The organism is Nonomuraea sp. NPDC059023, from assembly GCF_042740095.1.
Classification (GTDB): domain Bacteria; phylum Actinomycetota; class Actinomycetes; order Streptosporangiales; family Streptosporangiaceae; genus Nonomuraea.
On sequence record NZ_JBHYIO010000027.1, the window covers coordinates 1 to 26,099 of the forward strand.

The 26,099-nt window shown below is 70.5% G+C and carries 28 protein-coding genes and 1 pseudogene; 16 read left to right on the top strand and 13 right to left on the bottom strand.

Features of this window, described 5'->3' with window-relative positions; all coding sequences use genetic code 11:
* Window positions 1-85: 85 nt before the first annotated feature.
* Window positions 86-1,054, bottom strand: coding sequence for an ABC transporter substrate-binding protein (locus ACFWYW_RS37165; protein ID WP_379625613.1), 969 nt, complete (start codon window positions 1,052-1,054; stop codon window positions 86-88).
* 156 nt (window positions 1,055-1,210) lie between these two features.
* On the opposite strand from ACFWYW_RS37165, the gene ACFWYW_RS37170 reads away from it, so the two are divergent.
* Window positions 1,211-2,221 carry a LacI family DNA-binding transcriptional regulator gene (locus ACFWYW_RS37170; protein ID WP_379625611.1) on the top strand — a complete coding sequence of 337 codons (1,011 nt, stop codon included), beginning with the start codon at window positions 1,211-1,213 and terminating at the stop codon, window positions 2,219-2,221.
* Between the two features lie 68 nt (window positions 2,222-2,289).
* Entirely contained in the window at window positions 2,290-3,330 is a 1,041-nt protein-coding gene (locus ACFWYW_RS37175; protein WP_379625609.1) for a LacI family DNA-binding transcriptional regulator, read from the top strand.
* Here the strand turns inward: ACFWYW_RS37175 and ACFWYW_RS37180 are convergent.
* Window positions 3,325-4,485 (bottom strand): Gfo/Idh/MocA family protein, encoded by a 1,161-nt coding sequence (locus ACFWYW_RS37180; protein WP_379625607.1) that lies wholly within the window; start codon window positions 4,483-4,485, stop codon window positions 3,325-3,327. The genes ACFWYW_RS37175 and ACFWYW_RS37180 overlap by 6 nt on opposite strands.
* A 144-nt stretch (window positions 4,486-4,629) precedes the next feature.
* Between ACFWYW_RS37180 and ACFWYW_RS37185 the strand changes: the two genes are divergently transcribed.
* From ACFWYW_RS37185 to ACFWYW_RS37215, 7 genes are all read left to right on the top strand, one after another.
* Window positions 4,630-5,388 (top strand): SDR family NAD(P)-dependent oxidoreductase, encoded by a 759-nt coding sequence (locus ACFWYW_RS37185; protein WP_379625605.1) that lies wholly within the window; start codon window positions 4,630-4,632, stop codon window positions 5,386-5,388.
* Window positions 5,385-6,944: an acyl CoA:acetate/3-ketoacid CoA transferase gene (locus ACFWYW_RS37190; RefSeq protein WP_379625603.1), complete on the top strand. Its 1,560-nt coding sequence runs from the start codon at window positions 5,385-5,387 to the stop codon at window positions 6,942-6,944. The genes ACFWYW_RS37185 and ACFWYW_RS37190 overlap by 4 nt, the downstream gene beginning before the upstream one ends.
* A 1-nt stretch (window position 6,945) precedes the next feature.
* On the top strand, window positions 6,946-7,719 hold the full coding sequence (locus tag ACFWYW_RS37195; protein WP_379625601.1) for an enoyl-CoA hydratase/isomerase family protein: 774 nt from the start codon (window positions 6,946-6,948) through the stop codon (window positions 7,717-7,719).
* Entirely contained in the window at window positions 7,719-8,564 is an 846-nt protein-coding gene (locus tag ACFWYW_RS37200) for a shikimate dehydrogenase family protein (protein ID WP_379625599.1), read from the top strand. Before ACFWYW_RS37195 ends, ACFWYW_RS37200 begins: the two co-directional genes overlap by 1 nt.
* A gap of 163 nt (window positions 8,565-8,727) precedes the next feature.
* Window positions 8,728-9,750, top strand: coding sequence for a hypothetical protein (locus tag ACFWYW_RS37205; protein ID WP_379625597.1), 1,023 nt, complete (start codon window positions 8,728-8,730; stop codon window positions 9,748-9,750).
* On the top strand, window positions 9,750-10,508 hold the full coding sequence (locus ACFWYW_RS37210; RefSeq protein ID WP_379625595.1) for a GntR family transcriptional regulator: 759 nt from the start codon (window positions 9,750-9,752) through the stop codon (window positions 10,506-10,508). The genes ACFWYW_RS37205 and ACFWYW_RS37210 overlap by 1 nt, the downstream gene beginning before the upstream one ends.
* 127 nt (window positions 10,509-10,635) lie before the next feature.
* The gene (locus ACFWYW_RS37215; protein WP_379625593.1) at window positions 10,636-11,037 is read left to right on the top strand and encodes a hypothetical protein; all 402 of its coding nucleotides are present in this window, start codon (window positions 10,636-10,638) and stop codon (window positions 11,035-11,037) included.
* A gap of 20 nt (window positions 11,038-11,057) precedes the next feature.
* Here ACFWYW_RS37215 and ACFWYW_RS37220 read toward each other — a convergent pair whose 3' ends face one another.
* The gene (locus ACFWYW_RS37220) at window positions 11,058-11,633 is read right to left on the bottom strand and encodes a TetR/AcrR family transcriptional regulator (RefSeq protein WP_379625591.1); all 576 of its coding nucleotides are present in this window, start codon (window positions 11,631-11,633) and stop codon (window positions 11,058-11,060) included.
* Between the two features lie 78 nt (window positions 11,634-11,711).
* Between ACFWYW_RS37220 and ACFWYW_RS37225 the strand changes: the two genes are divergently transcribed.
* The gene (locus ACFWYW_RS37225; protein WP_379625589.1) at window positions 11,712-11,888 is read left to right on the top strand and encodes a hypothetical protein; all 177 of its coding nucleotides are present in this window, start codon (window positions 11,712-11,714) and stop codon (window positions 11,886-11,888) included.
* Window positions 11,885-12,403, top strand: a complete 519-nt coding sequence (locus ACFWYW_RS37230; protein WP_379625587.1) for a hypothetical protein — start codon at window positions 11,885-11,887, stop codon at window positions 12,401-12,403. Before ACFWYW_RS37225 ends, ACFWYW_RS37230 begins: the two co-directional genes overlap by 4 nt.
* Window positions 12,404-12,408: 5 nt before the next feature.
* On the opposite strand, the gene ACFWYW_RS37235 is transcribed toward ACFWYW_RS37230, so the two are convergent.
* The 3 genes from ACFWYW_RS37235 to ACFWYW_RS37245 form a co-directional block, all read right to left on the bottom strand.
* On the bottom strand, window positions 12,409-13,080 hold the full coding sequence (locus ACFWYW_RS37235; protein WP_379625585.1) for an ATP-binding cassette domain-containing protein: 672 nt from the start codon (window positions 13,078-13,080) through the stop codon (window positions 12,409-12,411).
* The gene (locus ACFWYW_RS37240) at window positions 13,071-13,193 is read right to left on the bottom strand and encodes a hypothetical protein (protein ID WP_379625583.1); all 123 of its coding nucleotides are present in this window, start codon (window positions 13,191-13,193) and stop codon (window positions 13,071-13,073) included. The genes ACFWYW_RS37235 and ACFWYW_RS37240 overlap by 10 nt, the downstream gene beginning before the upstream one ends.
* 198 nt (window positions 13,194-13,391) lie before the next feature.
* Entirely contained in the window at window positions 13,392-13,976 is a 585-nt protein-coding gene (locus tag ACFWYW_RS37245) for a CGNR zinc finger domain-containing protein (protein WP_379625581.1), read from the bottom strand.
* A 339-nt stretch (window positions 13,977-14,315) separates the two neighbouring features.
* Here ACFWYW_RS37245 and ACFWYW_RS37250 point away from each other — a divergent pair, with 339 nt between their 5' ends.
* A complete protein-coding gene (locus tag ACFWYW_RS37250) occupies window positions 14,316-14,885 on the top strand; it encodes a GNAT family N-acetyltransferase (protein ID WP_379625579.1) in 570 nt (189 codons plus the stop codon).
* A 122-nt stretch (window positions 14,886-15,007) separates the two neighbouring features.
* Window positions 15,008-16,270 (top strand): annotated as a pseudogene (locus tag ACFWYW_RS37255) (nitrilase-related carbon-nitrogen hydrolase); the annotation flags it as partial.
* Between the two features lie 17 nt (window positions 16,271-16,287).
* Here ACFWYW_RS37255 and ACFWYW_RS37260 read toward each other — a convergent pair.
* Window positions 16,288-17,598, bottom strand: coding sequence for an AraC family transcriptional regulator (locus ACFWYW_RS37260; RefSeq protein WP_379625577.1), 1,311 nt, complete (start codon window positions 17,596-17,598; stop codon window positions 16,288-16,290).
* A gap of 454 nt (window positions 17,599-18,052) precedes the next feature.
* On the opposite strand from ACFWYW_RS37260, the gene ACFWYW_RS37265 reads away from it, so the two are divergent.
* A complete protein-coding gene (locus ACFWYW_RS37265; protein WP_379625575.1) occupies window positions 18,053-19,084 on the top strand; it encodes an adenosine deaminase in 1,032 nt (343 codons plus the stop codon).
* Between the two features lie 23 nt (window positions 19,085-19,107).
* Here the strand turns inward: ACFWYW_RS37265 and ACFWYW_RS37270 are convergent, their stop codons facing one another.
* Window positions 19,108-19,797, bottom strand: coding sequence for a DUF4386 domain-containing protein (locus ACFWYW_RS37270; protein ID WP_379625573.1), 690 nt, complete (start codon window positions 19,795-19,797; stop codon window positions 19,108-19,110).
* A gap of 93 nt (window positions 19,798-19,890) precedes the next feature.
* On the bottom strand, window positions 19,891-20,796 hold the full coding sequence (locus ACFWYW_RS37275) for an AraC family transcriptional regulator (RefSeq protein WP_379625571.1): 906 nt from the start codon (window positions 20,794-20,796) through the stop codon (window positions 19,891-19,893).
* A gap of 183 nt (window positions 20,797-20,979) precedes the next feature.
* Here ACFWYW_RS37275 and ACFWYW_RS37280 point away from each other — a divergent pair, with 183 nt between their 5' ends.
* On the top strand, window positions 20,980-22,086 hold the full coding sequence (locus ACFWYW_RS37280; RefSeq protein WP_379625569.1) for an epoxide hydrolase family protein: 1,107 nt from the start codon (window positions 20,980-20,982) through the stop codon (window positions 22,084-22,086).
* On the opposite strand, the gene ACFWYW_RS37285 is transcribed toward ACFWYW_RS37280, so the two are convergent.
* Window positions 22,079-22,720, bottom strand: a complete 642-nt coding sequence (locus ACFWYW_RS37285; protein WP_379625567.1) for an SDR family NAD(P)-dependent oxidoreductase — start codon at window positions 22,718-22,720, stop codon at window positions 22,079-22,081. The two genes, ACFWYW_RS37280 and ACFWYW_RS37285, sit on opposite strands and share 8 nt — an antisense overlap.
* A gap of 71 nt (window positions 22,721-22,791) precedes the next feature.
* On the opposite strand from ACFWYW_RS37285, the gene ACFWYW_RS37290 reads away from it, so the two are divergent.
* Window positions 22,792-23,169, top strand: coding sequence for a MerR family transcriptional regulator (locus tag ACFWYW_RS37290; RefSeq protein WP_379625565.1), 378 nt, complete (start codon window positions 22,792-22,794; stop codon window positions 23,167-23,169).
* 16 nt (window positions 23,170-23,185) lie between these two features.
* Here the strand turns inward: ACFWYW_RS37290 and ACFWYW_RS37295 are convergent, their stop codons facing one another.
* The 3 genes from ACFWYW_RS37295 to ACFWYW_RS37305 all read right to left on the bottom strand — a co-directional run bounded on the left by ACFWYW_RS37295 (window position 23,186) and on the right by ACFWYW_RS37305 (window position 26,045).
* A complete protein-coding gene (locus ACFWYW_RS37295; protein WP_379625563.1) occupies window positions 23,186-24,073 on the bottom strand; it encodes a sigma-70 family RNA polymerase sigma factor in 888 nt (295 codons plus the stop codon).
* Between the two features lie 19 nt (window positions 24,074-24,092).
* Entirely contained in the window at window positions 24,093-24,476 is a 384-nt protein-coding gene (locus ACFWYW_RS37300; protein ID WP_379625561.1) for a VOC family protein, read from the bottom strand.
* Between the two features lie 72 nt (window positions 24,477-24,548).
* A complete protein-coding gene (locus tag ACFWYW_RS37305) occupies window positions 24,549-26,045 on the bottom strand; it encodes a ricin-type beta-trefoil lectin domain protein (RefSeq protein WP_379625558.1) in 1,497 nt (498 codons plus the stop codon).
* Window positions 26,046-26,099 lie beyond the last annotated feature (54 nt).

Genomic DNA, 26,099 nt, shown 5'->3' on the forward strand with positions numbered 1-26,099 from the left:
GCATCAACGTCCTGCACGCCATCTTGCGCACCCGCAAGCCCTACGACCCCGGCCACCAGATCCGCACCGCAGCTTGACAGAAGCATTAGGCAGCCGCCTTGATGAACGACAGATCGGTGGCGTCCTTCGCCTTCATCCCCGGCTCGATCACGCCGGCGCGGACGAAGAAGTCGATGGTGACCTGCATGTTGCGCTCCGTCAGTCCCGCCGCGTCGAACAGGCCCGCCTTGACCGAGCGTTCGGCGATCTCGGCCACGTCGCCGATCTCCTCCTCCGGCAGGTAGGTCCGCACGAGGTTCACCAGGTGCCGCGGATCGGCGTTGATCCTGGCGTGCTCGCGCACCAGCGCGGAGACGAACAGCTGCGCCACGTCCCTGTGCTCGGCGAGGAACGCGGTGTTGGCGTAGACCGTCTGGGGACGCAGGTCGGGCAGGGTCTTGCCGAAGTCGACGACCTGGGCGAAGGCGGAGTCGCCCGAGCGCTCCAGGGCCACCACGTCGGCCAGCTCCAGCGCCGTGGCGTCGATCTCGCCGGCGACCAGGGCCTGGGCGCGCACGTCCGATCCGCCGATGGTCAGGTACTCCGGCTTGCGGTCCCCGGTGCACTGCGTGCGTACCCACTCCTCGGTCATCGCGGTGGCGACCGCGCCCCGGCTGAAGATCCCGAACGGTCTGCCGTTCAGTTCGTCACAGGTGACCCGGGACTTGCCGTAGATCGCCCACTGGTTGCCGATCGCGTCGGCGATGATCCGGATGGGCGCCTCCTGCTCGATGGCGCTCAGCGCGGGGCTGGTCGCCTCGGCGGAGATCGCGTACGCGCCCTCGGCCAGGCCCCCGATGGCCAGTTCCGGCTCCGCGAGCTCCACCACCTCGACCTTGTGGCCCGCCTGCCTGACCACGTCGACGGCGGCGAGAATCGGCACGGTGGTGATGTCCGGCTCCGTGACGGCGATCGAGAACGAGAGGGTCCCGTCCGGGTTGGTCTCGGTCCCCCGAACGCCGCACGCGGCCAGTGCGGACATCACCGCCAGCGCCGCGAGCCTCTTCAGATGCATAATGCTCCTTGTCAACGGCTAGGCAAACGTATGCCTAACGGCAGCATAGAGAGAAGGATCGGGCCGCCGTCAAGGGCGTTCTTCGCGGCAAATGTCAGATTCGCCCGCTGACCTCGGATGACGCAGGCAAACGTTTTCCTCGCTATGCTGAGTGCCGTGAGCTCATTGGTGGAAGTCGCACGAGCGGCCGGCGTCTCCGTGTCGACAGCGTCACGGGTGCTGACCGGCTCCAGTCACCCGATCTCGGCCAAGACCCGCGCCAAGGTCATCGCGACCGCGGAGAAGCTCGGCTACTCGCCCAGCGCTCTCGCGCGGGCCCTGGTGTCGCGCAGCAGCAGGCTCATCGGCGTCCTCGTCAGCGACATCGTCAACCCCTACTTCTCCGTCATCGCCCGCGGCATCGACGACGTCGCCAGCCGCGCCGGATACGTCACCATGCTGTCCAACGTCGACCGGCGTACCAGCACGGAGATCAGCAGGCTGCGGACCATGCGCGACTACCGCGCGGCCGGGGTGATCATCGCCGGTAGCGGCTTCGAGGACGATCCGCTCGCGCCGGACCTGGCCGAGGCGGTACGGCAGGCCAAGGACCAGGGCATCCAGGCCGTGTCCCTGACCGCCCGCGACCTCGGCTGCCCGGTCATCACCGCCGACAACGAGGCCGCCGCCCGCGACGTCACCGACCACCTCGTCTCGCTCGGCCACCGCCGGATCGCCTTCATCGAAGGCCCGCCGGGCATGACCACGAGCAAGCAACGCCGCGACGGCTTCCTGGCCTGCATGAACGACGCGAACCTGGGCGAGGTGGCGCGGTGCCTGCCCGGCGGCTTCGACTTCGAGGCAGGCCACCTGGCCGCCATGCGGCTCATCGCCCGCCCGCCGCTGCCCGACGCCGTCCTCGCGGCCAACGACGAGGCCGCCGTCGGCGCGCTCAACGCGCTGCGGCAGGCCGGCATCGACGTGCCGGGCGAGATCTCCGTCGCCGGCATCAACGACCTCAGGGTCGCCCGGTTCGTCGGCCTCACCACGGTGAGCCTGCCGCTGTACGAGATGGGCGCCATGGCCGCCCAGCACGTGATCGACGCCCAGCCCGGCGACGCGGCGACGACCCTCCTGAGCCACCGCGTCATCCCCCGGGAGACCACCGCCCGGCGGCCGACCGGCTAGGCGTCGGCGTTCCTGCCGGAGGGTCGAGTATCTTGTGCTCGCGCTCGCAGTTCACGGGAGGAACACGGATGTCGTCTGAAGGACGCCGGGTCCGGCTTCAGGACGTCGCCGACCACGCCGGCGTCTCCCTGGCCACCGCCTCGCGCATGCTGAGCGGCTCCGACTACAAGGGCAGGGCCGCGCTGCGCGACAAGGTCGTCGCCTCCGCCGCCGAGCTCGGCTACCGGCCGAACCTGCACGCGCGCGCCCTGGCCAGCTCGACCTCGACCAGTGTCGGGCTCGTCGTGCACGACGTGCGGGACGCGTACTTCGCCATGATCGCCGGAGGGGTGATCAAGGCGGCCGAGGCGCACCGGCTGCTGGTGACCATGGTGTGCACGTACCGGGACCCGCGACAGGAGCTCAGCTACGTCAGCCTGCTGAGCACGCAGCGCCCCCGCGCGATCATCCTGGCGGGCAGCTCCTTCGCCGACCGGGCGCACACGGCCGCGATGACCGCGCAACTGTCGGCGTACCAGGCCGACGGCGGCGCGGTCGTCTCGGTGACCCGCGGACGCAGGATCGGTCATCTCGTCGAGGTGGACAACGTCGAGGCCACCCGCCGGCTCGCGCACCTGCTCGCCGACCTGGGCCACACCTCCTTCGGCGTGATCTCCGGCCCCGCCAAGCTCATCGCGGTGCGCGACCGCATGCACGGTTTCCGGCTCGGCCTGCAGGACCGGGGCATCGAGCTGGCGCCCGACGCCATCGTGCACGCCGACATGTCGCGGGACGGCGGCGCGCGGGCCGCCCGCCGCCTGCTCGACCGCCCCGATCGGCCGACCTGCCTGTGGGGGGTGGCCGACGTGGTGGCGGTGGGCGCGATGGCCTGGGCCAGGAGCAACGGGCTGCGCATCCCCGAGGACGTCTCCGTCGCGGGCTTCGGCGGCACCCCCTTGGCCTCCGACGCCGTACCGGCCCTGACCACCGTGGAACTCCCGCTCGAACGTATCGGCAGGACCGCGCTGGACCTCGCGCTGCTGCCCCTGGACGAGCCGCGGCACACCGTGGAGATCGGCGGGACCGTGCTCATGCGCGACAGCACCGCCCCCACCGTCAGGGGCTCATGACGACGGGACCGTGAGCTCCGGGACGTCGATCCAGCGGCGCTCGCGCCACGAGCGCATCGCGAGCTCGGCGAGCTGGACGCCCTTGGCCCCTTCCAGCAGGTCCCAGGGGAATGCGGCGTCCTCGGCGACGTGACGCAGGAACATCTCCCACTGCGCGCGGAAGGCGTTGCCGTACTCCTCGTTGTCGGGGACCGGGGACCAACCGCCGCGGAAGTCGATCGGGTTGGGGATGTCCGGGTTCCACACGGGCATCGGGGTGGCGGCGCGCGACTGGATCCGGCACTCGCGCAGCCCGGCGACGGCGCTGCCGAGCGTGCCGTCGAGCTGCCACTCGCCGATCTCGTCACGGTAGGGGCGAGTCGCCCACGACGTGGTGAACTGCGCCACGACGCCGTGGTCGAACTGGAACAGGCCGTAGGCGGCGTCCTCGGCCGTCGCCACGTACGCGTCGCCGTCCTCGTCCCAGCGGCTCGGGATGTGGATCTCGCCATGGCACAGCACCGACCTGACCGGGCCGACGATGTCGTCGAGGACATAGCGCCAGTGCGGGTACATGTCCAGGATGAGGCCGCCGCCGTCCTGCCTGCGGTAGTTCCATGAGGGCCTGTTGATCGGCTGCCAGTCGCCTTCGAACACCCAGTAGCCGAAGTTGAGCCGGAAGCTGAGCAGGTCGCCGAAGAATCCGCCGTCGACCAGCCGCTTCAGCTTGCGGATTCCCGGCAGGAACAGCTTGTCCTGCACGACGCCGTGCTTGACGCCCGCGGCCTCGGCGAGCCTGACGAGGTCGAGGGCGTCCGCCAGGTCACCGGCGGTCGGCTTCTCGCAGTAGACGTGCTTGCCCGCCGCGATCGCCTTCCTGACCGCCTCGGCGCGCAGGTTGGTGACCTGGGCGTCGAAGTAGATCGTGTCGTCCGGGTTGGCGAGGGCCGCGTCGAGGTCGGTGGTCCAGCGGTCGATCCCGTACCGGCGGGCGAGGGACTCGACCTTGGCGGCGTTGCGGCCGACGAGGATCGGGTCGACCGTGAGCGTCCGCCCGTCGGAGAGGGTCAGCCCGCCCTGATCCCTGATCGCGATGATCGACCTGTCGAGGTGCTGCCGGGTTCCCATGCGCCCGGTGACGCCGTTCATGATGATGCCGGCTCGGACCTGATCCATGAGCGCTCCTTTGACTTGAATTGCAAGCGCTTTCTATCCATCGGCGCAGCTAGTGTCAAGGCTGCCTTAAGTCTTGCGTGTGTTCAATTTTCATGAGAACGTGCAGAAAATTGAAAGCGCTTCCCGATGAAAGGTGCTGGTCTCATGCCATCGACACCCCTCCTCGACCGGGTCGTCCTGGTCACGGGAGGCGGCCGGGGAATAGGACGATCCGTCGCCCTGGCCGCCGCCCGCGACGGCGCGCACGTCGCCGTCGCCTACCACTCCAGCCGGGCCGGAGCCCACGAGGTCGCCGAGAAGGTCCGGGCGATGGGCCGCGACGCCGACGTCCGGCCGTGCGACGTGTCGGTGCGCGAGGACGTGTTCGCGCTGGCCGCCTGGGCCGGGGAGCGCTTCGGGCGCGTCGACGGCCTGGTCAACAATGCCGGAATCCTCATGGAGTCGGACTTCCTCGACATCACTCCCGAGCAGTGGGACCTGGTCCTCAGGACGGATCTGTCCGGGATGTTCCATGCGAGCCAGGCCGTACTTCCCGGCATGCTGGAACGCGGCTCCGGCTCCATCGTCAACATCGCCTCCAGGCTCGGCCAGATGGGCTGGGCCGGAGCCGCGCACTACGCCAGTGCCAAGGCAGGCGCGATCGCGCTGGCCAAGTCGATCTCGCGGGAGTTCGGTTCGCGCGGCATCAGGGCCAACGCCGTGTCGCCCGGCGTCACCAACACCGCGATGGGGCGCACCGTGATGGAGGGCGAGGTCGGGCGCAAGCGCATGGCCGAGCTTCCGCTCGGCCGCTTCGCCGAGCCGGAGGAAGTGGCCGAATGCGTGACCTTCCTGCTGTCCGACGGCGCCCGCCTCATGCTCGGCCAGACGCTCAGCCCCAACAGCGGCGGGCTGATGCCATGAGCGCCAAACTCCGCACCGTCGCGCAGGCCGTGGCCCTGGTGCCGGACGGCGCCGCCCTGTGGATCGGCGGGTCCGGCGCCGGGCACGGCGTGCCGCAGGCGTTCATCGACGAACTCGCCGCGACCTTCACCCGCACCGCCGCGCCCCGCGACCTGACCACGGTCCGCGTCGTCGGCATCGGCGACTTCGCCCAGCGCGGCCTGTCCCAGCTCGCGCTGCCCGGACTGACCCGGCGCACCATCGGCAGCAACATCGGCAACGAACCCGCCCTCGGCGCGATGGTCGCCGAGGGCGCGATCGAGGCGTACTCCTTCCCCCAGGGCGTGCTGTCGGCCCTGTGCCGCGACATCGCCGCGGGCCGTCCCGGTCATCTCACCCACGTGGGCCTGGGCACGTACGTGGACCCGCGCCAGACCGGCGGACGGCAGAACGCGCGCACCACCGAGGACCTCGTCCAGATCGTCGAGCTGGCCGGGCGGGAATGGCTCTTCTACCCCGCGCTGCCCGTCGACGTCGCGGTGATCCGCGCGAGCACCGCCGACGAGGACGGCAACCTCACCTTCGAGCACGAGCCGATCCTCGGCGACTCCCTCGCGCTGGCGATGGCCGCGCACAACAGCGGCGGCGTCGTCATCGCCCAGGTCGCCCACCTGACGACGCGCGGCTCGCTCCCGCCGAACCAGGTGCGCATCCCCGGCGCGCTGGTCGACCACGTCTACGTCGACGCCGAGCAGGGGCAGACCTACCGCACCGGCTACTCGCCGTACTTCTCGGGTGAGCTGCGCAGGCCGTACGGCACGGCCGCCCCCACACCCCTGGACGTGCGCAAGGTGATCGCGCGCCGCGCCCTGCTCGAGTTCCGCCGGGGCGACATCTGCAACCTGGGCTTCGGCATCTCCCAGCAGATCGGCGCGGTGGCCGCCGAGGAAGGCGTGGCGGAACGGCTGACGCTCACCGTCGAGCAGGGCATCTTCGGCGGCGTGCCCGCGCACGGCCCGGACGGCGGCGCCGGGGTGAACTACCAGGCCCGCCTGGAACAGCCCTCCATGTTCGACTTCTACGACGGCGGCGGCCTCGATGTGGCGAGCCTGTCCTTCGCCCAGGTCGACCGGCACGGCAACGTCAACGTGCACGCCTTCGACGACCGGATGCGCGGCCCCGGCGGCTTCGTCAACATCAGCGCGCGGACCGGGCGGCTCTGCTTCGTCGGCACGTTCACCGCGGGCGGCCTGCGCGTCGATCTGTCCGGCGGCCGGCCCCGTGTCGAACGAGAAGGCGCCCGGCGCAAGTTCGTCGACGACGTCAGGGAGATCAGCTTCAACGGCGCGATGGCGCTGGGCAAGGGCCAGAGCGTCCGCTACATCACCGAACGCGCCGTCTTCGCCCTGACCGCCGACGGCCTGGAGCTGATCGAGGTCGCCGACGGGATGGACGTGGAGAAGGACGTGTTCGCCCACATGGACTTCCGCCCGAAGGTAAGCGAGCACCTGCGCCCCATGGACGCCCGCCTGTTCCGCGCCGCCCGCATGGGGATCACCTTCGGACAAGAGGACTGACATGGCGACGCTGGTCAACGTGACACACGGAACCTGCGCGGAGATCGAGCTGGACAACCCGCCGATGAACGTCGTCTCCCGCGAGCTGACCGGGCAACTGCGCACCGCGCTGCGCGCCGTCGCCGGCGACGAGGACACCCGGGTCGTGATCCTCCACGGCGCGGGCACGCGGGCCTTCTGCGCGGGCTCGGACATTGCCGAGTTCGACGAACTGCACGAGCACGTCGCCGAACGCAAACTGCTGCTGGAGAAGCTCGTCTACCGGCAGCTCGCCAGGCTCCGGGTGCCGTCCATCGCGGCCGTCGAGGGGTACGCGCTCGGCGGCGGCCTCGAACTCGCGCTCTGCTGCGACCTGCGGATCGCGGGCGACCAGGCCAGGCTCGGCCTGCCGGAGCTCAAACTCGGCGTCCTGCCGGGCAGCGGCGGCACCCAGCGGCTGCCGCGCATCGTCGGACCGGCCCGCGCCAAGGAGATCATCCTCCTGGGCGAGCCGCTCGACGCCGCCACCGCGCTCTCGATCGGCCTGGTCAACCGCGTGGTACGCGCGGGAACGGCGCTGGCCGCTGCCCGGGAGATGGCCGCGACGATCGCCGCGCGCGGGCCGCTCGCCGTACAGGCGGCGAAAGCACTGATCGACCAGGCCGCGGACCGGCCGCTGGACGACGGGCTCGCGCTGGAGCTCGACGCGTCGGAAGAGATCTTCTCCACCCAGGACGCACGCGAAGGCGCACGCGCCTTCCTGGCCAAGCGTCCGCCGGCCTTCAGGAAGTCGTGATGCGCACCGTAGCCCTGTTCGGCAACCCGCTGCGGCGGACCCACTCGGCCGTCATGCACAACGCCGCCTTCGCGGCGTTCGGCATCGACGCCCGCTACGAGCTGCGGGAGGTGCGCGCATCCGACCTGGCCGAGCAGGTACGGCAGGCCAGGGACGAGCATTGGCTCGGCTTCCAGATCACCGCGCCGCACAAACAGGTGATCATGCCGCTCCTCGACGAGATCGAGCCCGACGCCCTGCGGATCGGCGCGGTCAACAGCGTGGAGGCCCGCGCGGACGGGCGGCTGGTCGGCTTCAACACCGACGTGAGCGGCTTCATGACGGCGCTGCGCGAGCACGTGGGCACGGACCTGCGCGGCGCCGGGGTCGTCGTGGCGGGCTCGGGCGGTGTCGGCCACGCCGTGTCGTACGGCCTGGCCAAGGACGGAGCCGGCCTCACCGTCCTCGACCTCGACGCCGCGGACGCGCGCCGGCTCGCGGCCAGGTTCGGCGATCTGGCGGCGATCGAGCCGATGGCCTTCGCCGATCCGCGCGTACGCGATCGCCTGGCCGGAGCGGACCTGTTCGTCAACGCCACATCGGTCGGCATGCTCACCCCGGGCCCCGTGGTGGACGTCGGCCTGCTCTCGCCGCGCGCCGCCGTGTTCGACGTGGTCTACCTCCCGCGGCTGACCGAACTCGTGCGCCAGGCCAGCGCGCGGGGCATGCGCGCGGCAGGGGGCGCCGGCATGCTGGTGGCCCAGGCGGCCGCGGCCTTCAGCCGCTGGACGGGCGCGGGCGACGCCACCACCGTGATGCGGGCGGCCGTCGAACCACTGCTGCGCCGCGACGACCTGGCCCCCTGAAGCGCCTTACGGCCGGCGACCGCCCCCCGGCCGCGGTTCTTCCTCCTTCCTTCGCCGCAACCGGGCAGAGCTTTCCCGGCTTTCGCCGACGTATCCGGTATAGACCGGATACGGTGGCCCGTGGAATTCGGCGAAGCCCGTAAAGGCCACCGGGAGTGTCTCTATGCGTACCGTTCTTTCCATCGGGGCGGCGGCGGTTCTCGCCTTCACCCTCGCACCCGCCCAACCGGCGGCCGCCGCGGCGCTGCCAGGGGGCAAGTCCACGTATGTCGTGTCGCAGGGGCATCTCAAGGCGTCCTCCCGGGAGAACTGGGTGCGCCTGGGCAGTTACCGCTTCGCCGCGAACGGCACCGTGACCTCGTCCCTCTACCTGTGGTGGCAGCGCCACCCCGAGGCCAGGCAGGGCACCGGCATGACCCCGGACGCGGGCTGCAGCACCAAGGCGGGCGGCAAGGGGACGCGGGTACGTACCTGCCAGGTGCTCACCGCGGGCGGCTTCACCGGCGCGCCCGACGAGACCCGCACCGGGACGTACACCGTGTCGGGGAACGTCGTGAGCATCCAGTGGAAGATCGCCCAGACGTGGACGGAGCAGTGGTTCGTGCGCCCCTCCCCCGACGGGAAGCTGGCGCGGCTGGACCTCAAGTCCAGTTCGCTCGCCACCCACGGCTACGCCTACGGCAGCAACGCCGCGCTCGGCACCCGGCGCGCGATGAGCTCGGTGAAGGCGCACCCCGGCACGCTCCGGCAGGATCTGACGAGCTGGGCGGGCGGCAGGCTCGTGCCCTCCATGAACCAGCCGTTCGGCCACAAGGCCTTCCGCGCCTGCACGACCACCACGAGCTGCCTGACCTACCTGCAGCCCTCCTCCAACGGCGCCTGCCAGAAGGCCGGCGGCTGCCCCAAGTACGGCGGCGGCACCCGTGCGAACGTCAGCTCCATCCAGTACTACCTCACGAAGATCTCCAACTCCGACCGCCGCGACTCGATGTGGCACTGGTGCACGTGCCTGGCGATGGAGCGCGGCCAGTTCTGCTACACCGGCAACTCCCACGTCAAACCGCTCATGCAGATCATCGACGACAAGGGCGCCTTCCGCGGATGGGTCGGGGCGGAAGCATCGTTCTCCACCGGCGCGCGAGGGGCGGACATGCTGGCGGTCTTCCGCATCAGCGACTTCCGCTGATGGCCCGCACGCCGCATGACAGCTTCCACGATCTCGCGCTGCCACCGGACCTCGACCCCGGCCGCAACAAGGGCGACCAGATCAGGGAGATCCTGGAGCTCATGGTGCGCGCCCTGCCGCCGGGCACGCTGCTGCCCTCGGAACGCTCGATCGCCGAGCGCTACCAGGTGGCCAGGGGAACGGTCCGGCAGAAGGTCCAGGAACTCGTCATGCTGGGCGTGATCCGGCGCTCCAGCGGTTCCGGCACGTACGTCGCCGAGCCGAAACTGCAGCAGGGCACCACGATGGCCTCCTTCAGCGAGGAGATGCGGGCCCGGGGCAGGACTCCGGCCGCCCGCATCCTGTCGGCCCGCACCCGCCGGGCCGGCATCGCCCTCGCCGAGCGGCTCGGCGTCGATCCCGGCGAACGTGTCATCGACCTGCGCAGGCTCCGCTCCGCCGACGGCACGCCCATCGCGATCGAGCACACCCATCTGTCCGCGCGCCGCTTCCCCGGCCTGCCGCGCGTCCTGCGCGATGACATGTCCCTGTACGCCACGCTCAGCGACCGCTGGGACGTGCGGGTGGAGCGGGCCGTGCACCGGGTCTCCGCGATCGCGCTGGGCGAGCAGGAGGCGGCCCTGCTCGGAGCCGCCCCCGCGCTGCCCTCCTTTCTGGTGGAACGGCAGGCCTGGGACCGGCACGGCGCCGTGGTCGAATGGGGACGCTCCACCTACCGGGGCGACTTCTACGACCTCGTCTTCGACGTAGGCACCTGACACGTGCGGTGTTGTGTCAGAGGCCGCGTCAGGGCGGCGACGGCCCGGTATCAGAGCGGTCGAAGAGAGTGAAGGACATGAACGGAGCACCGTTCACCGGCGACTTCACTCCAAGGAGCAGACCATCATGTCCGTCACCCTCACCGACCAGGACAAGCTCACCCTCCGCCTCGCCGCCTGGGGCGCCGTCTCCCTGATGTCGGCCGCCGGCGCCGCCGGTTCCGCCCACCAGGCCGCCACCCACGGCTCCGTCGCCCTGACCTCCGCGACCGGCCAGGTCGGGCACGTGATCACCAAGGCGCCCAAGGGTGCGAAGTACGGCAAGACCGTCGCCGAACTCGCCGACCGGGTGCTGCCCGCCTTGACCGCCGCCATGAACCTGCTCAGGCAGCAGGATCCGGCCGAGGCCGACAACTTCCGCCGTACCGTCATCGTCGCCGCCGAAGCGGCCACCCGGGCCCAGAAGTACCCCAGCCCCACCATGGCCGAGATGACCCGCAAGATCACCGAGGCCCTCGACGCCGCCTGATGGGAGGCGGGCCCGGTAGCTCAACCGCCGGCGGTGACTCCGCTCATGACCACCCCGGCCAGCCGTACGACGGCGGCCTCGGAGGGCATGCCCGCGGCGGCCGACAGCGCGTGGAGGCAGTAGCGCGCGAGTTCGGCGGCGGGCACGTCCGCCCTGAACTCCCCGCTCTCCGCCCCCTCCTCCAGCAGGGCGCGGACGAGGTCGGCGAGATGCCGCTGGGCGTGCGCCGGGTGCCCGTCGTGATGCAGGAGCGCGCCCAGGTCGGGGCCGTGATCCCCGCGCCGCCGCAGGATGCGCGCGTACGCGGCAAGCACCGCCGCCAACCGGCGGCCCGCCTCGCCCGGCCGGTTCGCGATCTCGGTGAGCTGCTGGAGATGGGCGGCGACCTGCCGCTCGTGCCAGGCGGACAGGATCGATTCCACGTCGGCGAAGTACTTGTAGACCGTGGCCCGGCCGATGGCCGCCCGCTCGGCGATCTGCGCCATCGTGACGGACATCAGCCCGCGCTCGACGACCAGCGCCCAGGCGGCGTCCAGAATCGCGTCTCGCACGGCGGCCCGGTGCGCCTCGATGGTCTCGTTCCACAGTTTGGGCACCGTCCAAGCATACGGGACGACAAGGTCGTGACAGATGTCCCCTATAGCGACATACTGTCTCGCAAAAAGGAGAACGACATGTCTTCCCCGACACCGCCACCGGCGCCGAAGTGGGTAAAGATCTCCGGGATCGTCGCGGCCATCCTGCTCCTGGCGTTCCTCATCGCCCAGGTCTTCGGCGTCGGCGGCGAACACGGCCCCGGCCGGCACGCCTCCCCCGCGCACGCGGCGACCCTCGCGGAGCCCCGCCCGTGATGCCGCCCCGCCTGCGCAAACTCATCCTGACCACGCACATCGCCTCCTCCGTCGGATGGCTCGGCGCGGTCCTCGCCTACCTGGCCCTCGACGTCACGGCCGCGTTCGGCACGGACGTCCCGGCGGTGCGCGGCGCCTACGCCGGCATGGACGTGCTCGTCCGGTTCGCGATCGTTCCTCTGGCCGGGGCCTCCCTCGTCATCGGGCTGGTCAACGCCCTGGGCACGCCTTGGGGGCTGGTGCGCCACTACTGGGTGCTGGTGAAGCTCATCCTCACCGTCGCTGCCACGGCCGTCCTGCTGATCGAGAGCCGGACGGTGCGCTCCCTGACCGCATCAGCGCTGAGCGACGCCGACCCGCGGCTCCTGCCCGCGACGCTGCCTCATTCGATCGGGGGCGCGACGGTGCTGGTCATCGCGACGATCCTGTCCGTCTACAAACCGCGCGGCCTGACACGGTACGGCTGGCGCCGCCGTACCGGCCCCCAGCGCCTGCGATCGCGGCCCGGATCCTGAGGGTCCTATTCGTCGAGGGTGTAGGCGCTCGCCTGCAGGGTGAACAGCCCGGCGTAGGTGCCGTCGCGTGCCATGAGTTCCTCGTGGGAGCCCGCTTCGGCGATGGTGCCGTCGGCGATCACCACGATGTGGTCGGCCATGTGCACGGTGGAGAAGCGGTGCGACACCAGCACGATGGTCGCGCCGTCGGTGGCGGCAGCCGCGCGGGCGCGGGCGATGAATCGTTCGAACAGGTCGTGCTCGGCCTGGGGGTCCAGGGCAGCGGTGGATTCGTCGAGGACCATGAGCAGCGGTGTCCGGCGCATGAGGCCGCGGGCCAGGGCGAGCTTCTGCCACTGGCCGTGGGAGAGTTCGGCGCCCTCGTAGACGCGTCCGAGCTGGGTGTCCAGACCGTTGGGCAGCAGGGCGACGGTGGAGGAAGCGCCCGCGGCGTTCACCGCCGCGCGCACGGCGTCGGGGGCGAAGTCCTGCCCGAGGTCGCCCACGCCCACGCTCTGCCCGGCGGGGAACTGGAACTTCACGAAGTCCTGGAAGACCCCGGACGTCCTGGAGCGCCACTGGTCCAGGTCGAGTTCGTTGAGCGGAATCCCCTCCACGGAGATCGTTCCCGAGGTGGGCAGGTACATGCCGGTGAGCAGCTTCACCAGCGTGCTCTTGCCCGCCCCGTTCACGCCCACCGCGCCAGCAGCCGCACCCGCTCCCTGATCCACCCGTCGATCCGATGCGTCAGTTCCAGGCTCCGGCGGCCGGTACGGATCGGCCGCGGGGCCGGAGGGTCAGCGCCCTCCACGCCGCCTCCTCGGCCGAACAGCGCCCGCCCATCCGACCATCGCCGCAGCCCTTCATCAGCCCGGGGGAAACCGTGCGGATGAGCCTAATGTGCGGACCTCTGCGATTCAATTCTTGACGAAGTTTATTAAATCGCCTACTTGCTGGGCTCCTGGCACCTGAACCGCCGGTTCTGAGGGGGTTGCCCTGGCCAGCGTGGTCATGGGGTGTCCGCGGCGCGCTGGCGCTGCCTGTCGCGGTAGCGGCGGGCTTTCACGATGCTGCCGCAGCCGCGCATGCTGCACCACCGGGCCGTGCGGTTGCGCGACTGGTCGTAGAACAGCCATCGGCACTCTGGGTTGTCGCACGACTTCAGCCGCGTCCACGTCTGCGTGAGCACGGCCTCGTGTACGGCCGCCGCGAGCGCCGCGATGACGCCTCCGGGGCCGTCCTCGCGTGGCCGGACGGAGGCGGCCATGGATCCGTGCAACACGTCGAGGCGTACCGAGGCGGCGTGCGGCGCGGTGAGATCGTTGAACGCGTCGACGGCCGCGCGGGGCGGCCGCTCGCCCAGGGTGTTGGCCGCGGCCATCTCACGCAGGGCGTCGCGCAGCCTTCGTAGCGCCGACAGGTCGCGTGCGGTCATCGGCCGGCCCCCGCTCAGCAAACCCTCCTCGGCCAGCCACGCGGTGGCGGCTTCCACGTCGCCCAAGGCGTCCTGGCCGTTGTAGATGTCGTGGGTGTCGACGAACCTCCGCACCACTTCCAGCGCGCCGGGCGCCGCGTTGCTGGGGTCGTTGCTCACGTCGAAGCCTCCTTCGGTCGCACACCATCATCACCATCGTATGCCACTTGATGGTAACGGCCTGCTTGTTTAACGTCACCATCGTAGCTATGTTGAAGGTGACGGTGAGGGGATTGCGAGCATCGGCCGCGCACGCTCGGGGTCTCGACGTTCCCGCCGTATCGCCAGGCCGGGCGGGGTTGAGCGGGCCTTGAGGATCTTCGGTCGGGGCGCCGCGGACGTCCTGCTGCCGGCGGGAGCCGTACCGTGCGGCACGGTTGTCGACCGCGCTGGTTCTCGTCGTCGGCGGGCGCCTGGGGAGTCTCGGAAGTGACGGCAGGCAAGGAAGGAGCGCCCCGCATGACGGATTTCACGACTGCACCGCTCACACCCGCGACGTGGAAGGACTTCGAGCGGGTCATGGGCTCGAACGGCGGCGCGCGCGGATGCTGGTGCATGCACTGGCGGCTCTCGTTCAAGGAATGGGAGGCCGGCGCGGGAGACGGCAACCGGAACGCGCTGCGTGAACGCTCGAAACAGCAGCCGCCACCCGGGCTGGTGTGCTACCTGGGCGGCGAACCCGTGGGCTGGGTCGGGATCGGCGAACGCTCGGAGTATCCACGCCTGCAGCGTTCACCGGTGACCAAAGCCCTCGACGACACGCCGACCTGGGTGATCACCTGCTTGTTCGTCCGGCGCGACCACCGCCACCAGCGGCTTCAGGCGAAGATGATCGCCGCCGCGTGCGACTTCGCCGCCGGGAACGGGCAGCACACCGTCGAGGGCTTCCCCGTCGACCCGGCGCCAGGACAGATCGCGGGCGCGGACAACGCCATGACCGGCATCGCCTCGGCCTTCCGGGAAGCCGGGTTCACCGAAGTGGCACGCCGCAAGAAGGACCGCCCGGCGATGCGCCGTACCGTCACCTGACGGCCACCGCCCCGGGAACGCGGGCACGTCTTGGTCACGGAATCGGAGAGGTACGGTCGCAGCCCCCGCCACCAGCGCACCCCTAGCGTCGAGCACCGGACACGACTCCACGGGAGGACCGGATGCGGGACGCGAGATGGCGCTGGGCGTGGCTGGCGGCGGGAGGGCTGCTCTGGCTCCTGTCCGTGCACGGGCGCTACGACATAGCGGTGGCGGCGTGGCTGGCTCCGGTCTTTCTCCTGCGGTTCGTACGGCTGAGCCCGGCCTTCACCGGCTTGCTCCTGGTCTGGGTGGCCTCGGCCGCGGCGGGACTGTTCTGGATGGCCGAGACCGTCGTCCCCATGACCCCGATCACCGTGCTGGGCGTGATCGCGCTGGGCACGCTGACGGTCCTGCCGTACGTCGTGGACCGGCTGCTCACCCCGGCGCCCCCATGGGTCTTCCCGGCGGCCATGGCGGCCTGCGGGTTCCTGATGACGCTCCTCAGCCCGTTCGGCACCGCCTTCGGCGTGCCCGCCGCGACCCAGCACGACAACCTGGCCCTGCTCCAGGTCGTCGCGCTCACCGGGCCGTACGGGGTGAGCTTCCTGATCGGGTGGTTCGCGAGCGTCGCCAACCAGGTCTGGGAGCGGCCTTCGTGGCGGGCGCCGGCGGTGTACGCGGGCGTGATGGTTCTCGTCCTGATGCTCGGCGGGGCCAGGCTCGCGTTCCTGCCACCCGGCGGGGCGACCGTGCGGGTGGCGGGCATCAGCCCGGACACGTCTGTCACGCGGGACCTGCGTGGCGTCATCGGCGAGGACACGTCGCCGGCCGAGGTGGCCGTGATGGATCCGGCCATGCTGCGGGCCGCGTACACCAAGGTCAACACGAACCTGCTGCAGAGGACGCGGGAGGCCGCGCGTGAGGGGGCGAAGATCGTCGTCTGGTCCGAGCAGGCGGCGAACGTGCTGGCCGGCGACGAACGGGCGTTCCTGGCCGAGGTCGCCGCCGCCGCGCGGGAGAGCGGGATCTACCTGCAGGCCGCGGTGTCGGTCGGCCGGCCCACGGCCAATCGCGTGTACCTGTTCGACCCCTCGGGCCGGCAGGTCTGGGTCTACGACAAGGCCCATCCCATCCCCGGCCTCGAGAACTACCCGGCCGGTAACGGCGTGGTGCCGGTGACGGCGACGCCGTACGGGCGGCTGGCCACGGTGATCTGCTTCGACGCGGACTTCCCCGAGCTCATGCGGGTGGACGCGGACATCATGATCGTGCCGGCTCGCGACTGGGCGGAGATCGGCCCGGTCCACAGCCAGAAGGCGCGGCTCCGGGCGATCGAGAACGGCTACTCCATGCTCCGTCAGGCGGAGTTCGGCGTGTCAGGGGCTTTCGACGCGCAGGGGCGGACGCTGGCCGCGCACGACTACGCGGGCGCCGATCGGCACGTGGTGTTCTCCGACGTGCCGATCCGGGGTTCGGCCACGCCGTACCGGGTGATCGGCGATGTCTTCGCCTGGTTGTGCCTGGCCGGTACGGCACTGCCGATCGTCTTCAGGCTGTGGCGGTACTCGCCGGGCGGGCGCCCGAACCAGCGGGTGAACGCGCGGCGGAACGCGCTGGGCTCGGAGAACCCGAGCCGGTAGGAGAGCGCGTCGATGGACTCGCCGCCCCGGCGCAGGCTGTCCAGGGCGATGTCGCGCAGCAGCTCCTCGCGGATCCGGTTGAAGGACGTGCCTTCCCGCCGCAGGAGCCTGCGCATGTGCTGGACGCTCACCGACAACCGGGCGGCCACGTCCTCGGCGCGGGTCCAGGTGGTCATGTCGCCGCGTTCGATGACGTTGCGGACCCGGTCGGCGGTCGTGGTGCCGTAGTCGCGGTGCAGGAGCAGGTCGGCCGGGGAGCGGCGGATGTAGCTCAGCAGTTCGCGCTCATCGCGCACGATCGGGGCGCTGAGCAGGCGGGCGTCGAAGCTGAGGGCGGCCGAGGGGGCGTCGAAGCCGGGCGCGCGGCCGAAGATCGGGGCGTACTCGGCGCTGTAGCCGGGTTCGGGGAAGGGCAGTTCCAGGCCGATGAGGGCGATGCGCCGCGCGATGAGCCAGGCCGGGAAGCGGTGCACGAGGCTGAGCATGATCTCGGCGGCCAGGGGCGAGGTCTGGGTCTCGGCGGCGAGCTCGATCCGGGCCGTCGAGCCGTCCACGACGAACCTGCTTTGGGTGTAGCCGGTGGTGATCGCCGCGAACTCGACCAGGCGCTCCAGGGCGGCGCGCAGGTCGGGCGCGTGGATCAGGGCGAGGGCGATCATCCGGAACGTGCCGGGCGGCACCGGTCTGGGGCCGACGCGCAGGAGTTCGTCGCCGGTGACGTGCCAGAGGTGCCGCATCACGGTCACCGCCTGGTCGCAGTCCACATGAGTGGCGCTCGCCTGCCGTACCTCGACTCCGGCGGCGGCGGCAGCCGTACGCAGAAAGTGGCCCGGAACTCCATTTATCGACATAAGCCCCTCCCTGAGCTGGACCGTAGCATGCACGTTTCGGTCACACACCGCGCGAGCTTGGGATCCCGGGTTGTACGGCGAGGTGGATGAGGAGCCGGTGTCCGGGGCGGGCGCGAAGTAGTGCACGGCCAGCAGGGCGGCGCAGATGAACAGGTACAGGCCGATCGTGAACCAGATCGCCTGACGCTCCAGATTGGGGCGCTTGAACTGCGGCTTGTCAGTGCCATGGGGCGTGGTCATGAGGAAACTCCTTCACATGATCTACACGGCGGCTTTCGCGCAGGCCGGTCGGCTGTGTGCCCGGGGCGATGGAAACGGAGAATCGCCCCGAGCTCACCGGGTTGTGGGGTGGATGCGCGACCGCTCGTACTCGCGCGGGGCACGAAGCAGGTGGCGTGTATTCGCGATTCCCTCTTGTTCGATATGCGAGCGCCATGGTGATCAAGGCGGACGACCCTTGACATCGCCGTGCTGCTCGGCGGGAGCAGTTCCGGAGATATTCCTGCACGATTCAGCGGCTCACCGGATAGACTCGCCGTGAAGGCAACAATCACATTGGCTTCATTCGCCGAGAAAGGCCCTCCCCGGTTCGCCGGGTGGGGTCTTTCTCATTCTTGATTGCGCCACGGCCGGGCTGGATCACGTCCATAAACCGGCCGCCCACCACGCCGGCCCGCGCCTGTAGAGTCGTCTGGTGAAGGCTCTGGATTCCCTCGCGAGCTTGCCGAAAGCCGATCTGCACGTCCATCAGGAAGCGACCCGTTATCTCGATCTGATCCTGGCCGAACGCGAAGGCCGGGAGCCGTACGACTGGGCGGCCTGGCGCCGGCGGCTGGCGGCCGAGATCCCGCCCGGCAAGGAGCGCTTGCGGCGGGTCGGGTCGGTGCAGCCGGTTCCGCTCGGACACGACGATGACGACGAGTTGTTCGTCGCGAGGTTCGCGGCGCTGATGCGCGATCACGCTGCCGCCGGCGCCTGGTATGTCGAGATCCGCTGCGGCGGTGAGGTCGTCACGCGTGACGGCTTCATGTCGATGTTCCGGCAAGCCGAGCGGCAGGTGCGTACCGACTATCCGCGCCTGCGCGCCGAGGCACTGGCGATCGTCATCCACGCGGGGCGGGATCCCGGACGCGCGGACGCGTTCGCCGACGGCTGTGTCCGCGCGGCCGGGGAAGGGCTGGCGGGGGCCGACTTCCTCTATGCGCCGTACGACACCGAGGCGGACTGGGCCCCCATGTACCGGCTGGCGGAGCGCTTCGCCGAAGCCGGACTGGGGATCACGGCGCACGCGGGCGAGCTGTCGACGGCCAACATCGCCGCCGCGGCGCGCATGCCGGGTCTGACCAGGATCGGGCACGGCATCCACGCCGCGGCCGACCCGGAGCTGCCGAAGCTGCTCGTTGACCGGGGTGTGACGCTGGAATGCGCGTTGACGTGCAACGACTACTTCGGCGTCCTGCCGGAGCTCGCGGAGCACCCGCTGCTCCGGCTGGTCGAGGCGGGCGTCGCGGTCACCCTGGCCACCGACAATCCCGTCCAGCTCAGCACGACGATCGAGCGGGAGTACGCCGCGGCGGCGCGACTCGGCATGAGCGTCGATCAGCTCGCCGGCTTCACCCGGAACGCGATCCGGGCGGCGTTCACCTCGGACGAACGCAAGTCCGCGATGCTCGGCGAGCTGAGCGAGATCGGCCGGGTCGGTGGTTTCCCCGGCGGATCTCGCTGAGCGTTGCCGGTCCGGGGGGCGTGTCAGCCGCGCTGGGCTTCGTGTGCCGCGGTCCGTGTCCTGGTGTCGAAGCCCTTTGCGATCAACCAGATGGCCAGGACCAGGCTCTGGAGCGCCAGTGGCGCATTGATGGCCAGGTAGACGGGTGTGACGACGTCGGTCAGGCCCACCAGCACCAGGAAGCTGGCCAGTATGGCCGACCCGGCCCCGAGAAGGCCCCAGGCGGACAGCCAGCGAGGCACAAGCCTCGATCGATACAGAATCCCGAACAGCAGGAGATCCCCGAGACCCAGCGAGATGATCAGCGCGACATGGTTGACGAAGTCGCGCGCGGTTCGTAGCAGCTCGCCGATGGTGGCAAGGTGAGCCGCGCCGCCTTGGGCGAATTTCTGGCCCAGCACCAGGAACAAGGGCAGGAGAATCACGCCGATGAAATGGAACGTCGCGGCGACCAGCCTGAATCCGAGGAATCCCAGACTGAGCGCTTCATTCACCTTCCTCAACGTGGGGTACAGGCACAGCGCGAACCCGACATAGGCCGGGATCATGATGAACTGGGAAACGGCGCCGACGATGATCTGGTTCTCGTGCGCCGGGATGAGAGCCAGATAGTTCGATTCCTCGATGACGGGAACGACACTCAGCATTCCCGCGATCATGCCCATGATGACCAGCGCGCCGGCCATGGCGGCCGCGCGCCTGTTTTCCTTCATAGCACTCTTCTCGTAGACGTCGAAGCACTTACACCGTAAGGGCAACTGAGGCCGACCTTATCCTTACGGAGTAAGGTTGGCAAGCCGGCGGCCTCAGATCGGGCGGCGGGTGGCGGAGGGTAGCTCGCCGTACTTCTGGAAGTAATGGGCGGCGAAGCGGCTCAGGTGGGGGAAGCCCCACCGCAGCGCCACGTCCGTGACGCTCGTCGACGCGCCGGTTTCGGCGATCGTCCGCAGGTCGGCGTGGGCCTTGGCCAGGCGGACCTCGCGCAGGTACGCCATCGGGGTCGTCTGCATGTGTTCACGGAAACTCGCCTGCAGGGTGCGTACACTCACCCGGGCCGCCGCGGCGATGTCACGCAGCGAGACGAGCTCCCCCGCATGGTCTTCGCAGTAACGGCGGGCCCGCCGGAGCGCCGCCTGACCGGCGAGCGGGGCGGGTTCGGCCACCACGGCGGCGAAGTTCCCGGCGTGCGAGGCGACCATCGTGTGCAGGAGGAACTGCTCCATGTGGTGGGCGGCCAGCGGCGAGGCCGTGAACGACAGCACCCCCTCGGCAAGACCGCGCAGCGCGCCGCCGAACGGGCCGTCGATGGCGATCTCCGGCTCGAAGACGGGCACCCTCGGGGACGGGCCGCTGAGGTAGTCCGCCAGCGTCCGCTCGACCTGCGCCTGCGGGACCTGGACGATGAGAACCTCGTGGTTGACGCTCCAGTTCATGACGGGCCGCTGCCCCGGGCCGATGACGGTGATCGGGGTGCAGAGCTCGCGCCGGTCCACGCTCAGCCGCCCGTGGCCACGCAGCGGCACGTGGATGTAGAAGTCCTCCAGGTCGCGCACGCTCACGCTGATCTCCGCCCCGTAGGCGAGCGTCTGCATCGTGAGCGTCCCCCGGTGCAGCGGCCGGTAGCGCGCGCCGTCGGGACTGAGTTCGCGCACCTTCAGCTGATGCGGCGCGAAATGCCGCGTGACCAGGTCATGCATTTCGTCGACCAGCACGTGGCCCCCCTTATGCCGATGGCGCACATCTTGCCGTTTCCGGAACACGAGTGGAAGCCGGTTGTCTATCCGGAATGCGCGATTACGGACGCGGTTGGCGGATACCCCGCCGGGTCGCGCTCCGGCAGGGTGGTTAAGGCGGGAAGCGGGGGCTCTCGCGCACCGACCACCACGGAGAAAGTCATGAGCGCGCACATTCAGACCTTTCACCTCGATATCCCGGACGCCGCCGTCGACGACCTGATCGAACGGCTCGGCCGTACCCGATGGCCTGACGCGATGCCGGGACTGGGGCACGGCATCGCCCAGGAGCGGGTCAGGGAACTGGCCGAGTACTGGCGCACCGGCTACGACTGGCGGGCCGCCGAGGCGCGGCTGAACCGGTTACCGCAGTTCGTCACGGAGATCGACGGGCAGCGCATCCACTACGCGCACGTGCGCTCCAGCCGTGACGACGCGCTGCCGCTGCTGATCACGCACGGCTATCCGAGTTCGTTCGCCGAGTTCGAGAAGCTCGTTCCCCTCCTGCTGGAGCGCGGCTTCGACCTGGTCATCCCGTCGTTGCCCGGATTCGGCTTCTCGGCTCCGGTGCGTGAGCCGGGCTGGGCGATGGGCCGCACCGCGCGGGCGTGGGCGTCGCTGATGGCCGCGCTCGGCCATTACCGGTACGGCGTGCACGGTGGTGACGTGGGCGCGGGGATCTCCGGGGCCCTCGGCGCGCTGGACGGCGAGCACGTGGCGGGAGTCCATCTCGTCACCGACCCGTACACCGCCGCGGCCACCGCGACGTTCCTGCCGTGGGTCTCCCAGAGGCTGAATCCGGACGACGAGATCGACAAGCTGGCTCTGAGCCGCATGGAGGAGTTCAGGAAGGAGGACTCCGGCTACCTGGCCATCCAGAACACGCGCCCGCTGACGCTGGGTTTCGGACTGACCGACTCGCCGGTGCTCCAGCTCGCGTGGATCGCCGAGAGCTTCGACGCCTGGACCGACCTGCCGATCGACCTCGATCAACTGATCACCAACGTCAGCATCTACTGGTTCACCAGCACGGGCCCGTCGGCCGCCCGGTTCCTGTACGAGCAGCACCACGCCTCGGACTGGGGCGCGCCGCCCACCGTGCCCGTGGGTTACTCGGTCTTCGGCGCCGACCCGACCGTACGCCGCCTGCTGGAGCCCGCCGAGGGGGTGCACTGGGTCGAGCACGAGCGCGGGCGCCACTTCCCGGCCATGGAGGCGCCCGAACAGCTCGCCGAGGACCTGTCCGGCTTCTTCGACGGACTCAGATGACGACCTCGTGCTCCCACGCCGGGCGCGGCTGGAGATGCAGGCGCCAGTAGTGCTCGGCGATGTCCGCGGGGTCGAACGCGGTCCCGGCGGCGACCACGCCGCCCACCGTGACGCTCGCCGCGTGCACGCCCGCCGGGCCGTACTCCTCGTCGAGTGCGGCCACGAGCGTGCGGAGCCCGGCCTTGCCCAGCGACAGGCTGAGGTACCCGGCCCTGGGCTCCGGCATGCCGCCGGTGACCAGGAACGTGCCGCCGCCGGACCGTGCCATGCCGGGCAGAACGTGCGCGGCCGTCACCAGCGCGCCGCCCACGTTCACCGCCCACCTGCCCAGATGGCCGTCGAGCGACAGCTCTCCCGGCCGGTCGGGCCGGATCACCGCCGCGTTGTAGACCACCACCTCCGGCGCTCCCAGCTCGGCCAAGATCTTGTCAAGGGCCGCGCGCAGGCGGTTCTCGTCGCCCGCGTCGGCCGTGGCGGTCAGCACCGCCGTTTCGCCGCCCACCGCCGCGGCGACCGCGCGTACCGTCTGCTCGCTGCGCGCGATGAGCGCCACGGACCGGCCCTCGCGGGCGAACCTGCGCGCCACCGCCTGCCCGATCCCCGGACCTGCGCCGATAATCACTACTCCGGACATAAGCGACTCCTCCTTCGTGTTGGCACGGACACTAAGGCGTCACACCCATGTGAAGGTCAACGGAGGAGCCCGTGCGCATCAGCGACCTGTCCGAGCGATCCGGCGTCAGCCGACGGCTGCTGCGCTACTACGAGGAGCAAGGCCTCCTCCATCCGGTACGGCAGGCCAACGGCTATCGCGACTACGCCGAATCCGACGTCGTGGCGGTCCGGCACATCCGCCTGCTCCTGGAGGCCGGGCTGCCGACCGTGGTGATCGGCCGGTTGCTGCGGTGCGTGCACGACGACGGCGGCAGGGCCGTACCCACGCCGTGCCCCGGCATGGTGAACCAGCTCCGCCGCGAACGCACCAGAATCGCCGAGACGATCGGCAAACTGCAGACGTCCCAGAGGGCCTTGGACGGGCTGCTGGCCGACGCACTGGGCGCTTTCGCCCGGTCAGGGATCTAGGCTCGGGCCGGCCCTTTCAGGGGTACCCAGCGCCTTCGCGGGGACCAGGCAGGTCCAGGGACGCGAGCCTGGCCGGGTCGGTCACGATCGTGATGGCCGCGATCCGGCCCTCGGCGACGGTGAACGCGATGAGCGAGAGCGGCGCGCCGTCCTCCCGCCACGAGACGATGCCAGGCCGGCCGTTCACGAGCACGTCACGTCCCCGCGCCGCCGTGGTGGCCGACAGCCGCGCTCCGGCGGCGACCTTGGTGGCGCCGAGGACGACGACCACGCCATCGGCGGTGCCGACGGTCAGCTTCACCTCGGGGTCGAGCACGCGCAGCAACCCCTCGAAGTCGCCGTGCCGGGTCGCCGCCAGGAAGGCCCGGACCACCTCCCGATGCTCCTGCCTGGCTTCGGGCGGCTGCTCGGTCTCCCGCACCTTCCTGCGGGCGCGGCTGGCGAGCATCTTGGTGGCGTCGGCGGACTTGCCGAGGATCTGGCCGATCTCCTCGAACGGCACCGCGAACAGGTCGTGCAGCACGAACGCCAGCCGCTCCCCCGGCTTGAGCGAGTCCAGGACGACGAGCAGCGCCAGTCCGACCGAGTCGGCGAGCGCCACGTCCTCCTCCGGCGCGGGGCCGTCGTCGGCCGCCACGACGAGGTCGGGCAGCCGGTCGTCGTAGGCCGCCTCGGGGCGGGTCTGGCGGGCGCGCAGGACGTCGAGGCTGATCCGGCCGACCACCGTGGTGAGCCAGCCGGCCAGGTTGCCGATGGCGGCCGGGTCCTGGCGGGCGAGCCGTAGCCAGGCCTCCTGAACCGCGTCCTCGGCGTCGGCGTGCGATCCGAGGACCCGATAGGCGAGCGCGCGCAGCCGGTCACGCTGGGCTTCGAACACGTCGGCCACCAGGCTGGAGTCAGCCACCTCTGCACCTTTCCCCGGATCAGCGGTGCTGCTGGCGGAGGGAGATCCGGTTGCCGTCCGGGTCCACCGCCTCGATGCGAACGCCGAAAGGGTAGTCGACGGGCTCGGGCGCGTCGAAGGTCACGCCTCGCCGGCGGAACACCTCGAAGTCCTTCCTCAGGTCGTCCGACTCGAGGATGAGCGGGCCGGGCGTGTCGCCCGGCTCGGCCGGTTGCCCCGAGGCGGGCGCGTGCTTCCAAAGAATGATCTTGACGGGGTTTCCGGGAACGCCCACGGTGAGGAAACGTCCGTCAGGGCCCGGATAGTCGACGTGTTTCTCCAGTCCGAGCCCTTCGGTGTAGAACGTCAGCGCGCGGTCCTGGTCGGTGACGTAGACCGTCACGTACATGATGGTGGTCAGCATCCTGCTCTCACTCCATGGTCGGTCGACGAGTTGTCGCCTGTATGACGGGAGCGGGCGGGAAGAGGTAACAGGTCAGCCGCGCCACCACTTCTGGTTCGCGCCGCCGTGGCACTCGTACTGGATCAGCGCCGCCCCGGTGCCGCCCCAGTCCTTGACGTCCACGCACTTGTTGGACTGCGGGTTGACCAGGTCGCCCGCGCCGCTCAGCACGAACTGCTGCGCCGGGTTGCCGCTGCAGTGGGCGAGCTGGATGACGGCGCCGTTGTCCCTGGAACCCCAGGCCACGTCCATGCACAGCCCGAAGGCACGGATGGTGCCGTCGCCCGGGAACGTCCACCTCTGCGCGGGGCTGGTGTTGCAGTCCCAGAGCCACAGGGCCTGCCCGTCTGCCCCGTTGCCGTAGGGGACGTCGATGCACTTGTTCTGCCAGCCGACGATGCGGCTCGTGCCGCCTCCTCCGCCGGTCGTGGTGAGGCTCAGGCCGTACGCGCCGAGGATCTCGTTGACCGGCTGGAAGAAGGTGTTGCCGCCGCCGGCGCAGTCGCCCGACGCGCCCGAGGTGACGCCCTGCGCCTGGTCGCCGCTGATGAAGGCGCCGCCCGAGTCGCCGCCCTGCGCGCACGCGGAGGTCTGGGTGAGCTGGTTGACGAGGGCGCCGCCGCCGTAGTCGACGGTGACGTTCTTGGCCTGGACGACGCCGCAACGCCAGCCCGTGGTACGGCCGGAGCGGCAGATCGAGGCGCCGACCACGGCCTCCCGCGATCCGGCCACCACGGCGCTGCCGCCGCCGTAGTTGTTGACCCACGGGCGGGGCGTCCAGTCTCCGTTGGTGCGTACCCAGCCGTAGTCGTTGCCGGGGAAGGACGAACCCGCGACGGTGCCCTGGCTGACGTTGTTGTAGCCGAGGGTGGGGCTGCCCGCGCCGCCGCAGTGACCGGCGGTGACGAAGCCGCCGTTGCTGACCGAGAAGCCGACCGAGCAGAGGGTGTTGCCGTTGATGACGTACTGGTCGCCGCCGCGGAGGTCGTAGAGGGTGCGCGGCCGCTGCGAGACGGTGATCCGCACGTCCCGGGCGGGTACTCCGGCCTTCCGCACGAATCGTTCGGCCGAGGAGATGTCGGCGGCCGACACCACGACGGTGTTGCGCGCCGGGTCGACGTGCCAGGAGTGGACGTTCTCGCCGGGTCCGGCCTGGTCGAGCCTGGCCTTGGTGGCGGCGAGGTCCTGCTCGCTTCTGGAGACCTGAACGGGCAGGGCGCCCGCCGTACGGACCAGGCCGGCGTCGCGGGGGGTCAGGACGGCGACGGCGAGCCGTCCTTGAGCGGCGTCGAACCAGGCGCCGGCGAACCGGTCGCCGAGACGGCCGCGCACCTGGCGCTCCACCACGGCCGCGGCGGCCTCGTGCGCCTGCCGGACCCGGGCCTGCGCGGGGGTAAGGCCCAGGTCGCGCTGTAGGGCTTGGTCGGCGGAGGAATCGGGCGGCGGCGTCGGTACGGCATGCGCGGGGGACGTCGGGACGATCACGAGGGCGGCGAGGAGCGCCCCGCCGGCTAACAGGGTGAGTCTCACGGCAGGTCCTTCTTCGGGGGGTGGCGGACTCGGCGTGAGAGCGCTCTCTCACAG